Below are 13,142 nucleotides of genomic sequence, written 5' to 3'. Positions count from 1 at the left end.
GGATACATCATGAAAAGTAGAAAATTTAAACTTGGATTAATTATCAATCCAGTTGCAGGTATTGGCGGTTCGGTAGCACTAAAAGGCAGTGATGGTGAAGCCATTCAACAACAAGCCATTGCTTTAGGAGCAACGCCCAAATCACACCTAAGAGCAGAATTAGCACTTGCCGCCATTAAACCAGTATCCACGCAAATAGAAGTTATCACCGCGTCTGGAAAAATGGGTGAGCAAAGCGCAACTGAACTAGGCTTTGAACACAATGTAGTCTATCAAGCTAATGACCCATCAACAGCCGAAGATACCGAAATGGCAGTCAAAGCAATTTTAGCCCATGGCGTCGATTTAATTTTATTTGCAGGTGGTGATGGTACAGCCCGTAATATCTACAGCCAGATTGATGAGAATACGCCTGTGCTAGGTATTCCTGCAGGGTGCAAAATTCACTCAGGTGTTTATGCCCTCACCCCAACAGCTGCAGGTGTACTCACTAAACGCTTAGTAGAAGGCGAAATACTGACACTAGCAGAAACAGAAGTCATGGATATAGACGAGTCGTTATTCAGAGGCGGACAAGTCAAAGCAAAGCGCTACGGTGAAATGCAGGTACCGATGGATTTGCGTTACGTACAAGCGGTTAAAATGGGCGGAAAAGAATCCGAAGAATTAGTGCTAGCAGATATCGCTGCAGATATCATTGAACGAATGGATGACGAAACATTATTTTTAATCGGTTCTGGTTCAACAACAGCACATATCATGCATGAGCTGACTCTAGATAATACCCTGCTAGGTGTTGATGCCATTCTCGACCAAGAACCATTAGCCAATGACTTGACGAGCGATAAAATTCTATCACTATTGAATAACCACAATGAACACAAGTTGGTGATTACGCTTATTGGCGGTCAAGGCCACTTATTTGGCCGTGGTAACCAGCAGTTATCACCTCAAGTAATACGTGCTATCGGAAAAGACAACATACTCGTGGTAGCGACTAAGTCTAAATTGGAAAAACTGAATGGTCGTCCGCTAATCTTAGATACTGGCGATCCAGATTTAGATGCAGAGTTATCAGGGCCATTTAAAGTGATTACAGGCTTTCACGATACCGTGTTATACCCAGCAGCAACGATTTAGTCTTGATTTAGCCATACCAATAAAGAAGATTTACTGGTATAACAAAACAAAAGAAATTAGGAATTAAAATATATGTCTCAAGATGAGCAATTTTTAGAACAGTTACTTGATAAACTTGATCAAATGATGGAAAGCGATGATAGCGACGCGCTTTTTGTTAGCGGCTATTTACGTGGCCACATCACACTGATTGCAGGCCAATTAGATTTTGATAAAGCGCTGACAAAAGATACTTTAATTAGCAAAATTGAATCGGCTCTTTTTGAAGCAAGACAAACAGGTGAGTTGACTCCACAAGACTCTGAATTAGTCAAAGCATGCTGGGACAATATCACGCTTAGTTAACTATAAAAGACCTGACCAATACGATGAAACTATCTTCAGCCACGGCGATTATCTTTTTATTACTTCCCGCACTATCCTCTTTCTCAATAAATGCTAAAGAGCAATCACCGCGTTGCCAAGCTGCAGAAGCTCAATTAAAAAGAGTTCAAGGCTTTATGAAAGAAGGCAACAAAGAAAAATGGGGTCGAAACTTAGCTGACTATCAAGCAGAATTATTTAAGGACGTAGATAAGTTTTGCTTTCCTGATACTGGCGTAGCAGCTCAAAAAAAATCGAAAAAAGTCATCAAGAAACAATCGCAAGACAATGGTTTATTGACTCTTGATGCCAACCAACCTTGGCAATCACTACAAAAGGAAAAGAAAGCTCAAGGTCCTAAGTTAGCCCAAATAGGTCCACCAGGCAGTTTAGATACGAGCAGAAATAAAAAGAAGATACCTGAATTATCAAGCAAGGCTAAAGCTTGGAAAGCTTGGTATCAACCCGCACCAGAGTGTGTGGGCAAGCTAGAGATGAATATGTTTGTTTGGTGTAATAAATTAGAAAAAGCGCAAAAAGCAGAGTTTGAGTCACTTTGGCAAAAACGTAATGCCAAGTAAATAAGTTAACTTTTCTTCTTATTCATAAGTGTTCGGTTAAGAATTGAAATACCGTAGCTCACAACTACCGATACTGAAACAACCGCTAAAGTAAATCCTACTATACTGACTAAACCCGACATCTTTTACTCCTTTAGATTCCGTTTGGGGTAAGGTACAGTTTGGTCAAAAAATTAAAGTTTCGCTGTAAGATATATCTCAAAAGTCTGAGTGAAATTAACTAATCGTTATCTACCGACTCTTCAAATAACCTATCGCTAGCGAAAAAAAGCCAAGCAGTGTAGCCCAAAATAGCAATGCTAGCGGTAATCAGTAAAAACATATCCAAACTCTAATAAGAACAGGTGGGTTAATTAACAAGTTTGAATAATAAAATAACGACGAGAGTGGTTTTGTGACCTTAATCACAAAACCACTAAAGTATTAGATAGAAAAGTAAACAAAACCCGAAATAACGATGGCTAATAAAATATTAAGCACAACACCTTCTCTAGCCATCGTACTTATCTTAAATGCATCTGCACCATAAACGATAGCATTTGGCGCTGTGGCGACAGGTAACATAAAAGCACAACTTGCACTTAATGCTGCAGGTATCATTAATAGTTTAGGGTCAATTGCAGCTGCAACACCCGCAACAGCTAAAATTGGCATCAATAAAGTGGTTGTCGCAGTATTACTGGTTATTTCTGTTAAGAATGTCACCGTCAAACAAACAGCAATAATCATTAGGTAAGTTGGCCAAGTAGCCAGTGTTGTTAATTGATCACCTAATAGTTGGCTCAAGCCACTGGCCTGAAACGCTTTAGCAATACAAATACCGCCAGCAAACAGTAATAACATGCCCCATGGAATGTGACTAGCCGTTTTCCAATCGAGTAAACGTAAGATTTTACCATTTTCTTTAACCCCAGAAGAAACAATAAACATTGCAGCAACACTCATCAATGCGATTGTACTATCGCCGACAGTTTTAATACCCAGCCAATCAGACCAACCACCAAATGGCGCTTGACGAAATATCCAAGCACAAGCCGTTACTGCAAATACCAATAACACCCTTTTTTCAGCTTTTGTCCAAGCACCTACTTCAGGTAAAGTCAGGGCATTAGATAATTTGATCCCCCTAGTTAACCACAAGGCCATGAGTGGAATTGCACACAGGACAATAGGTACGGCTAAAGACATCCAGTCTGTAAAGCTCGGCGCAAAGCCAAACTCTTGCTCAAAGACAGCCATAAATATGATATTTGGCGGGGTTCCAATTGGCGTGCCCATTCCACCAACACTTGCAGCATACGCTACACCTAATAGCAATACGGCGGTGAAGCGTTGATCACCGCTAGTTTTACCCACGGCAATCACAATAGGCAGTAACATCAATGTCGTAGCAGTATTACTTATCCACATACTTAACGTCGCTGCAGCGAGCATAAACCCAAAAACTACTCGTTTAGGGCTATTAATACCTAATTTACTGACCATGCATAACGCAATACGATGATGAACACCTGATTTTTCGACAGCCTTTGACAACATAAATGCCCCCATCAGAAGCAAAATAACGTGGCTACCTAAAGCACTCGCTGCGGTTTTATGATCAATAACGCCAAACAAGGGAAACAAAGCAAATGGAAAAAGAGAGGTGACAGGAATCGGTAAAGCTTCTGTAACCCAGCAAGTGCCAGTTAAAACAGTAATAGCCAAAGTCAGTGCAATGACTTGTTCTAAGCCAAAAAATTGAGCTGAAAAGTAGCTGATAAAAGCTAAACAGATAGCAAGAATAAAGTATTGAGTATTTTGCATAAATTTTTATTACCTTAAAAATGAGCAGTTCTTGATTAATGATTGATAAACAAAAAAAAACTGCCTCACCAAGATATTTTTTATTTTGAGTTTTAATTACTAAGGTCTAAAGTTATAGTAATTTTTTGATAAAAAATAGCGTTAAATAAAATGGAAGTAGTGAATTTTAGGGTTGGTGAACGAATTGTAGCCTTCAATATTCTCAATATATTACTCACCGAAAAATTTGATGATGCCCAAACATCTATGCCTTCTGAAGATGCATCTTTTCTTGGAATTAAAGATTTCATGGGCGAGCCCATTCCTATTTATGATCTAGGGTTGGCAATGAATAAAGAGTCAACTAAGCAATACAATTTATCTCTTATTGAGCTTTTTCACCAAAAAGAGCGTGAACATACTGAGTGGTTAGATTCATTAGAAGAATCGGTGCAAAATAACACGCCGTTTACTAAGACTACCGAAGCGAGCCAATCAAGTTTCAGTAAGTGGTACGAAGGGTTTGAAACTAAAAACGAAGATTTACTCGATGTTTTAAAAAAGATTGAAGAACCCAATAAAAAATTGTATTCGGTTGCTCATCAAGTGCTATCTCTGGGCGCTGAAGGAAAAACAGAAGAAGCAGCCAAATTAATCGACCAGACCAAAGCTTCAACTTTAGCTATCTTAAAGCGCCTTTATCAAGCGGCAAGAGAACAAGTTGATGTCGCTTATAAACCTGTGACTGTATTTACTACAACTGACGGTCAAAAGCCCTGCTTGGGATTTGTTGTCGATAAAGTTGAAGATTCTTTACATGTGACAGAAGACCAAGTGAGGCAGCTATCTTCGCTTGATATGCATGTCGGACAAATTGATCATCGAGTTAAAGAGATGATCACCAGTTTGATCACTACAGGTGAGAAAAATAGCTTATTACTTAAACCAGAAGCTTTTTTATAATGCCCACTTTGGCAAGGTCAAACCTTGCCAACCTCCTACCCTATTTAAATTTAACTATCTTTGTTACACTCAATTTTTTAGTAAATGAGCGCCCCTGTCTATGAGCGAACAATGGATTAATTTAGAGCAAGCGACTGCCATCACAGGTGTATCACAAGCCATCATTCTAGATACCACGGCTAAGTACCAAACTACGACAGACTCGCCGATCACCAAAACCGAGCACGGTATTGTTTATTTCAACAAACGTCAATTAGTCTCCTTATTTCCCAATTCTGCTAATCCGCTAGTGAAAGACAAAATACCAGGGACTGTCTTTAGATGGTTTGATGATCTTAGACGAGCCTATGAAACAAGTTTAAACACCATGTTTAAACGAGTGGAAAAAGTGAAGGACGATCACAAGGATGATATTGAAAGGCAATATCAAGCGCGTATGCAAGATATGCAGGCTCAATATCAAGCTCAGCTAAACGCAATCGAAAAAGGCCATGATGCTGAAATAAAAGCGCTTAACCATCATTTAGAAAAACTTGAAAATGACAGTGTTTTTTATCAAAAACAAATCCTGACGCAGCAAGAAACCCTAGCACAACTTAATAATCGTTACGATGCGGTGATTTTGGCGCTACGAGATAAAGAAAGCCAAACAATTAGCTCTGAGCTTGCAAAAGATATTACACCGACACCTCTTGCTATTCCGAGTAATGACGAATGTCACGATGACGAAGAAGAATCCGCAACGAAAGAACAACAGCGTGTCGACTTTGAAGAAATCGTCAACCAAGCATACCAAGCTAGAAATGAGAACAACTATGAACTAGCGGTTGAGCTATTTCAACAAGCGGCCTTATCGGGTCACGCGAAGGCGATGGGCGCTTTAGGTCGCGCTTATTTTGTTGGTGAAGGCATTGAAAAAAATATTGAACTTGCCGTTGCATGGTTACACCTAGCTGCGACAAACGGTTTTGAACCTGCCGGTAAAAAGCTTGAAGCGCTAATTAATAAAGTACCGGAACAATACCAACACGGCTTGAAACTCGCTGAGCCTATCTCACTGCAAATAAAACTGAATAAAGACGCTTTAGATACAGCGAGTTAAGCTATTGAATACTCAAGAAAAAAATAACGTTTTAATCGCGTTTACTTAACGAGAAAAGTTTGAAGTAGTTATCAGTTGTTACTTTTGCTAATTCATCCAGTGAAACACCTTTTAAATCAGCAACAAATTTAGCGACATCTTTGACGTATGCAGGTTGATTCTGCTTGCCTCGGTGTGGAATTGGAGCAAGCCAAGGAGAGTCTGTTTCGACAAGTAAGCGCTCTAATGGCAGTTGTCTTACTGTCTCTTGTAACTCTGCAGCATTTTTAAATGTCACGATCCCCGAAATAGAAATATAAAAACCTAATTCTACCGCCTGTAATGCCATATCAAGTGACTCGGTGAAGCAATGTAAAACACCACCTACTTTATCGGCTCCCTCTTCTTTTAAGATTTGCAGCGTGTCTTCCCTTGCATCACGGGTGTGTATAATTAATGGCTTGTTCAGCTCTACCGCAGCACGGACATGCTTTCGAAATGAGGTTTGTTGAATTTCGATCGTCTCTGGTGAGTAATGATAATCTAAGCCAGTTTCTCCAATGGCGACAACACTTGGATCAGCCGCTAAATCAATTAATTCTTGATAAGTGTAATCGGCATCTTCTTGGTGCAAAGGATGAACACCACAAGAAACCGAGACATCGTCAAAGTCTTTAACTGCCGCTAGCATTTTTGGGTAATCGAGTAAACTGACCGATACACACAAAAAATGGCCAACACCTTGAGCACGGGCATTCTCAAGGACGCCAGCAAGGTCTGTTTCAAAATCTTTCAGTTTTAATCTATCTAAATGGCAATGTGAATCAACTAACATAACTAACCTGTAAAACAAAAAAACCGAGCATTTGCTCGGCTCTATTAAATCTTTTTAACGTCTGACTTACATAGTGTAAGTAGGCTCATTCGAATTGAGCATAGTCCCTAGCATGGTTTCAATACGATCTTTCAAGTGATCTTTATCATCAATAAAACCTATGCCAACTCCCTGTGGCGTCGCCCCTTGAGAGCCAATGGGTGTCACCCAAACAATTTTTCCTGAAACACTGATAGGCTCAAGAGAACCTGGTAGTAAAACACTCAAAGCTAATGGATGGCCCATGTCATATAAACGGTTAGTCTCGAAGAATAAACCACCCTGCTGAATAAACGGCATAAAGTGTTTATAAAGCTCATGTACACTTCTAAATTCTAATGGGATCTCTTCCATCACTAACCTTTAAATTTAATTCTATTATTCTTGTAATATCGCTTCTATTTTATGACAAAGCTGCTGATAGTTCAGTTTTTTATTTATGCCGTTTAAATTCACATTAGCATAATTGTGCTGGACAGCTTGATAAAGCGATGAAATTTTAACGAGTTGTGCCGATTTATCAACACTTTGATCTGCTTGTTTAGACTTCACACTTAACCATTGATTAAGGGCTTGCATCAACCAAATATAATAATGGTTAAGCTCGCTTTCTTGAAAATCAGCAAAAAAATCAAATGCGCTAATACGCCCAGCCAGTAATTGTTTAAATTGACTCAGGTAGTTTGTTCTTTTCTCAATATAGTTATCGGCTAACAGCGCACTTGCTTTGAGAGGTGCATGACCTGAGTCTTGATAAGCGACTAGAAAGTCAGATTGTTCTATGCCTTGTCTAGCAACCCATTCATTGAGTTGTATTTCTGTCGGGCTATTGACTCGGTGAAGCTGACATCGGCTCAAAATAGTCGGTAATAGATGCGAAATTGCCGATGTTGTTAACAGCAAATAAGTATGTGGATTGGGCTCTTCAAGTGTTTTCAACAGTGCATTGGCCGCAGAGTCTGTCATTTTTTCACAGTTTTTTATGACAAAGACCAAGGCGCCGCCTTGTTGAGATTTCTGTTGAGCCTTGTTAACTATTGCTCTAATTTGCTCAACGCCAATAGAATTAGCTGTATCATCAGCAAACTCGAGATAGTCAGGGTGAGAACCATTATTAAAAAGGTGACAACTCTTGCACTGACCACATGCCTGACCATCAATCGCTTGATTGCACAACAAACGGTTAGCTAAGCTTTTAGCAAATTCATATTTGCCTACGCCTTCAGTCGCATCAAATAGCAAAGCATGGTGTAAACGATTGAGCTGGAGCTGCTGCTCTAGCTTATCGCTTAATGGGCGTAACCAAGTTAGTTCTTTTATGACATGCATTGATAAAAATCATCCAACGCTTTTCTAATATCACGAGCCACTTCATCAATTGTTTGCATTGCATTAATCGATACGATGGACTCATCTTGACTAGCAATTTGTTGATATTTCGCGCGAGTATTTTCGAAGAAGGTTAACTCTTCTAATTCAATACGATCGAGTTCGCCACGCGCTCTTGCTCGAGCTAAACCGATTTTAGGGTCAATATCCAAATAAAGAGTTAGCTCTGGCTTAAAGCCTTTTAGTACTGCGTTTCTAACAGGTTCAATTAACTCATCGCTAATCCCTCGGCCACCCCCTTGATAGGCGCGAGAAGACAGGTCGTGTCTATCTCCAATAACCCAATTACCTTTATTTAATTCAGGCTTGATCACGTTATCGATAAGCTGAACTCTCGCAGCATACATGATCAATAACTCAGCTTCAGCGGTCACTTTTTCATCATCTCGAACCTGCTTAACCAGGGTTCTTAATTCTTCAGCTAATGCTGTTCCGCCAGGCTCTCTTGTTTGGCTAAAAGCAATGCCTTTATCATTTAACCACTGAGTTACCGCCGAAATAGCAGTTGACTTACCTGCACCTTCTAACCCTTCAATGACTATAAATTTGCCTGACATCAGTTTGTGTGTCCTTGTTTCTTTAAATAGGCTTTTACAGCGCTATTGTGTTCTTTAAGTGTTTTAGAAAAAGTATGACCACCTTCACCATTTGCCACAAAATAATAATAATCGCTTTGGGCCGGGTTTAGCGTTGCTAAGATAGCTTGCTTAGAGGGCATGGCAATAGGCGTTGGTGGTAACCCTTTTATTCGATAAGTATTGTAAGCCGTTTTCTCTCTCAAGTGCGCGCGAGTAATATCACCTTTATACCTATCACCTAATCCATAAATCACCGTTGGATCGGTTTGTAAACGCATCCCTTTATTTAACCTATTGTGAAATACCGATGATATCAATGGCATCTCACTCACCAGAGCAGTTTCTTTTTCAATGATAGAGGCAAGAATTAACACTTCATACTCAGACAAAGATTGACCTTGAATTTGAGCTGATATGCTAGTTAAAAAGTGGCGCATAGCCAGATAAGCTTGTTTTATAACTTGCTGATCTGTTATGTTTTTAGTGTACAAATAAGTTTCAGGTAATAGCAGGCCTTCAAGTGACGGGTAAACACTCTCCCCTGTTATCGTTTTGACTAGTGCTTTTTTGTTATCTTGATTCGTCAATTGCTTATCAATAAATGGGGCTTGTTTTAATTGAGCTAACCACTGCTTTAAATGGCTCCCCTCAACAAATGTTAATTTATATTGTACTTGTTCTGCTTTTAATAGCGCTTGCATAAATTGTTCGAATGAAAGCTGTTGTTTTGGTAATACAAAATGACCCGCATGAATTTTTCGATATTGCGGGTTTAACCATAAAAAGACTTTATAAGGAAATGCGTGCTCAAGTTGTTCTTGTTGTGTTAAATCTTGAACAATTCGGTAATACGACCAACCCGGTTTAACTTCATAGCTGGCCTCTTGGAAGGATAACTGACTTTGCCACTGAGTATTGAGTAGATAAAAGCCGGCAAGAGCTAAAGCGATGATTGAAAAAAATAAAAAAAGGAGCTTTTTTAATATTGCTTTTATCACTTCAAACTCCAAGTTGTTTAAACAGTTGTTTGAGGGCGATAACGGGTTGGCGATCGAGCTTTTTAGAAATGAAGGTTAGCTTGTTAACAGGTACGATATTCATTAAAGCGTTACAAATAAACATAGCGCTTGTGTTCTCTAGCCTACTATTATCAATCACAGTTACTTCTACATCGAGTGAAGCTTGCTGCATTTTTGTGATTATGGATTGACGGGCAACGCCATCTATACCTGATGATGATAAATTAGGTGTATACCAGGTTTTATCGTTCTCAAACTGCATAAAAATATTGGCAACGGACGTCTCAATAACACGATTATTTAAATCACAAACTATGGCATCACTGATACCTCGATCAACAAGCTCATCTTTTATTAATACTTGTTCGAGCCGGTTACAGTGTTTTATTCCAGCTAGAGCAGGCTGTAAACCCAACTTAAAATGCGCTAAGCCCAAGTCAACGCCTTGCTCTTCGAGCGTTAAAAAATGTGGGGGTAAGGCACTGATAAATAAATAACCACGAGGTAAACTTGGTTTAGCCGATGCATAACCGCGTTGACTTGTTCCCCGACTAAGAATCAGTTTGAAGACGGCTGTCCCTTCATTGGTTTTATTTAACGCTAAACGAATTAACTGCTCTTTAAGTAAAGGCCAATTTAGCTGAGGAAAGGATAATGTTTCACTGGCCAACTTTAATCTTTCGATATGGTTTTCAAGTAAATGGATTTGTCCATTCACAACAAGCATGGTCGTAAAATGTGCATCTCCAAATTGCAGCCCTCTATCATAAGCGCTGACTTGCTCATGCTCTTGTTCACAAATCGTTAGTGTTAAATCAATTGCCATATCTATACTGAATACAAATAAAAAAGGCCTGCAAAAGCAGGCCTTTAGATTCTACTGAGCTTGTTATTAAAAAGCTAATATTAAACTTTCTTAAATAACAATGAACCGTTTGTACCACCAAAACCAAATGAATTACACAAAGCGTATTCCATTTTAGCTTGGCGAGCTTCATGCGGCACATAATCTAAATCGCAACCTTCATCTGGGTTGTCAAGGTTGATCGTCGGTGGAATTGATTGATCTTGTAACGCTTTAATCGTCACAATTGCTTCAATCGCTCCCGCAGCACCGAGTAAGTGCCCCGTCATAGATTTAGTTGAGCTTACTGCTAACTTGTGAGCATGATCACCAAATAGGTTTTTAACCGCTGCAGTTTCAGCTTTATCACCAACAGGCGTTGAAGTACCGTGAGCATTGATATAATCAATCTGCTCAGCAGCGATACCCGCATCACGAATGGCATTAGCCATAGCTGCTTGTGCACCCGCACCATCAGCAGGAGGAGAAGTGATATGATTAGCATCGCCACTCATACCGAAACCTGTTAATTCAGCATAAATTTTTGCACCACGTGCTTTTGCATGCTCATATTCTTCAAGCATGATCACACCAGCACCGTCACCCATTACAAAGCCGTCACGGTCTTTGTCCCAAGGACGAGAAGCTTTAGTTGGATCATCGTTACGAGAAGATAATGCACGTGCAGCTGCGAATCCACCTAAACCTAGAGGCGTTGTAGCAGCTTCAGCACCACCAGCTAACATTGCATCAGCATCACCATAAGCAATCATACGTGCAGCATGACCAATACAGTGAACACCTGTTGTACAAGCAGTTGTGATGGCAATATTAGGACCTTGAAGATTATACATAATCGACAAGTGACCTGAGATCATATTAATAATGGTCGATGGCACAAAGAATGGTGACATACGTTTTGGACCACTATTTAAAAGCTTTGTATGGTTCTCTTCGATTAGAGATAAACCACCAATACCAGAGCCCACAGTTGCGCCAACACGATGTGCATTTTCAGCAGTGATCTCAATACCAGAATCTTTAAAGGCTTGAATACCTGCAGCAACACCGTACTGGATAAATAAATCCATTTTTTTGGCTTCTTTCTTTGGAATGTAATCTTCCAAATTAAAGCCTTTTACTAGGCCACTGATACGAGTTGAAAAGTTGCTAACATCAAAAGTATCAATTAACTGAATACCACTTTGACCAGCAAGTAATGCTTTCCAAGAATCGTCTACTGTGTTGCCCACCGGCGATAACATGCCAAGGCCAGTAACGACTACGCGACGTTTAGACACTTGAAGTCCTCCCAGAGGAGAATAGTTGAAAGGGAAATAAAAAGAGGGCGGTTTAAAACCGCCCCTGAAGAATTAGTCTTGATTAGCTGTGATGTAATCAATAGCAGATTGAACTGTAGTAATTTTTTCTGCTTCTTCATCAGGAATCTCAGTGTCGAATTCCTCTTCTAAAGCCATTACTAATTCAACTGTATCTAGTGAGTCAGCACCTAAGTCGTCAACGAAAGATGCTTCGTTACGTGCATCTTCTTCTTTAACGCCTAATTGCTCAACGATAATTTTTTTTACTCTTTCTTCGATAGTACTCATAGTTTTTCCTTTGAATATGCGCCAACCGCAAAATTTGTCGTATTGTATTGGATTATCTCGACCAGTTTCAAGTTTTAAGGAAAACTTTTACCAACTGGTCAGACCATAATCCAATAATGTTATTTGGCTAGTATTAAAACTTAACTTTTTGTATAAAAATTAACAAAAAGTTAAGCCATATGCATACCACCATTAACGTGAATCGTTTCACCTGTAATATATGCAGCTTCTTTAGCTGTTAAAAATAAAACAGCAGAAGCAATCTCTTCTGGCTGGCCTAAACGAGCTGCAGGGATATTTGCGAAAATGCTCTGTTTTTGCTCATCTGTTAGCTCTTTAGTCATATCGGTATCGATAAAACCCGGGGCAACTGTGTTTACAGTGATGCCACGTGATGCTACTTCTTTAGCCAATGCTTTAGAAAAACCAATAACACCCGCTTTTGCTGCACAGTAGTTAGCCTGACCAGGGTTACCCGTTGAACCAACAACTGAACCAATATTAACAATACGGCCGTTACGCTTTTTCATCATTGCACGTAAAACTGATTTTGTAAGACGGAAAATAGACGTCAGGTTAGTGTCAATAATATCTGACCATTCGTCTTCTTTCATGCGCATCATCAAGTTATCTCTTGTGATACCAGCATTGTTAATAAGAATATCAATATCACCGTATGCTGCTTTGATATCAGCAAATAATGCTTCGATGCTCTCTGGGCTCGTTACGTTTAAAACTAGACCTTTACCGTTGTCGCCTAAGTATTCACTGATAGCCGCAGCGCCTTTTTCGCTTGTAGCAGTACCTACCACAGTGGCACCTGCTGCAACTAATTTCTCAGCTACCGCTTTACCAATACCACGGCTTGCGCCTGTAACTAATGCAACTTGACCTTGTAAATCAGAAAACATAATG

Annotated in this window: 15 protein-coding genes; 5 read left to right on the top strand and 10 right to left on the bottom strand. The window is 39.7% G+C overall.

Annotated features, from left to right (window positions below):
* Positions 1-9 precede the first annotated feature (9 nt).
* The 3 genes from HR060_RS14035 to HR060_RS14025 all read left to right on the top strand — a co-directional run bounded on the left by HR060_RS14035 (position 10) and on the right by HR060_RS14025 (position 2,084).
* Positions 10-1,140 carry an ATP-NAD kinase family protein gene (locus HR060_RS14035; protein WP_174200925.1) on the top strand — a complete coding sequence of 377 codons (1,131 nt, stop codon included), beginning with the start codon at positions 10-12 and terminating at the stop codon, positions 1,138-1,140.
* 72 nt (positions 1,141-1,212) lie between these two features.
* A complete protein-coding gene (locus HR060_RS14030; protein WP_174200924.1) occupies positions 1,213-1,485 on the top strand; it encodes a YfcL family protein in 273 nt (90 codons plus the stop codon).
* A gap of 23 nt (positions 1,486-1,508) precedes the next feature.
* A complete protein-coding gene (locus HR060_RS14025) occupies positions 1,509-2,084 on the top strand; it encodes a hypothetical protein (RefSeq protein WP_174200923.1) in 576 nt (191 codons plus the stop codon).
* 423 nt (positions 2,085-2,507) lie between these two features.
* Here the strand turns inward: HR060_RS14025 and HR060_RS14020 are convergent, their stop codons facing one another.
* Positions 2,508-3,890, bottom strand: coding sequence for an SLC13 family permease (locus HR060_RS14020; RefSeq protein ID WP_174200922.1), 1,383 nt, complete (start codon positions 3,888-3,890; stop codon positions 2,508-2,510).
* A 150-nt stretch (positions 3,891-4,040) separates the two neighbouring features.
* Between HR060_RS14020 and HR060_RS14015 the strand changes: the two genes are divergently transcribed.
* Together HR060_RS14015 and HR060_RS14010 are read left to right on the top strand one after the other, a co-directional pair.
* Positions 4,041-4,832: a CZB domain-containing protein gene (locus HR060_RS14015; protein ID WP_174200921.1), complete on the top strand. Its 792-nt coding sequence runs from the start codon at positions 4,041-4,043 to the stop codon at positions 4,830-4,832.
* Between the two features lie 100 nt (positions 4,833-4,932).
* Positions 4,933-5,934 (top strand): tetratricopeptide repeat protein, encoded by a 1,002-nt coding sequence (locus HR060_RS14010; protein WP_174200920.1) that lies wholly within the window; start codon positions 4,933-4,935, stop codon positions 5,932-5,934.
* Between the two features lie 31 nt (positions 5,935-5,965).
* Here HR060_RS14010 and HR060_RS14005 read toward each other — a convergent pair whose 3' ends face one another.
* From HR060_RS14005 to fabG, 9 genes are all read right to left on the bottom strand, one after another.
* Entirely contained in the window at positions 5,966-6,748 is a 783-nt protein-coding gene (locus HR060_RS14005) for a TatD family hydrolase (protein ID WP_174200919.1), read from the bottom strand.
* 66 nt (positions 6,749-6,814) lie between these two features.
* Positions 6,815-7,141, bottom strand: a complete 327-nt coding sequence (locus HR060_RS14000; RefSeq protein WP_174200918.1) for a PilZ domain-containing protein — start codon at positions 7,139-7,141, stop codon at positions 6,815-6,817.
* A gap of 24 nt (positions 7,142-7,165) precedes the next feature.
* Positions 7,166-8,116, bottom strand: coding sequence for a DNA polymerase III subunit delta' (gene holB, locus HR060_RS13995; RefSeq protein WP_174200917.1), 951 nt, complete (start codon positions 8,114-8,116; stop codon positions 7,166-7,168).
* Positions 8,104-8,733 carry a dTMP kinase gene (tmk, locus tag HR060_RS13990; protein ID WP_174200916.1) on the bottom strand — a complete coding sequence of 210 codons (630 nt, stop codon included), beginning with the start codon at positions 8,731-8,733 and terminating at the stop codon, positions 8,104-8,106. The genes holB and tmk overlap by 13 nt, the downstream gene beginning before the upstream one ends.
* Entirely contained in the window at positions 8,733-9,752 is a 1,020-nt protein-coding gene (gene mltG, locus HR060_RS13985; RefSeq protein WP_174200915.1) for an endolytic transglycosylase MltG, read from the bottom strand. The genes tmk and mltG overlap by 1 nt, the downstream gene beginning before the upstream one ends.
* 1 nt (position 9,753) lies before the next feature.
* Complete coding sequence (pabC, locus tag HR060_RS13980; protein WP_174200914.1) at positions 9,754-10,599, bottom strand: aminodeoxychorismate lyase; 846 nt, start codon at positions 10,597-10,599, stop codon at positions 9,754-9,756.
* 80 nt (positions 10,600-10,679) lie between these two features.
* Positions 10,680-11,918, bottom strand: coding sequence for a beta-ketoacyl-ACP synthase II (gene fabF / locus HR060_RS13975; protein ID WP_174200913.1), 1,239 nt, complete (start codon positions 11,916-11,918; stop codon positions 10,680-10,682).
* A 72-nt stretch (positions 11,919-11,990) separates the two neighbouring features.
* A complete protein-coding gene (gene acpP / locus HR060_RS13970; RefSeq protein ID WP_174200912.1) occupies positions 11,991-12,227 on the bottom strand; it encodes an acyl carrier protein in 237 nt (78 codons plus the stop codon).
* 170 nt (positions 12,228-12,397) lie between these two features.
* Complete coding sequence (fabG, locus tag HR060_RS13965; RefSeq protein ID WP_217434938.1) at positions 12,398-13,138, bottom strand: 3-oxoacyl-ACP reductase FabG; 741 nt, start codon at positions 13,136-13,138, stop codon at positions 12,398-12,400.
* Positions 13,139-13,142 lie beyond the last annotated feature (4 nt).

It is taken from the genome of Marinifaba aquimaris (assembly GCF_013328345.1).
Classification (GTDB): Bacteria; Pseudomonadota; Gammaproteobacteria; order Enterobacterales; family Alteromonadaceae; genus Marinifaba; species Marinifaba aquimaris.
Note: the sequence above shows the minus strand (reverse complement) of the source record. Positions and strands in the feature narration are given on the sequence as shown.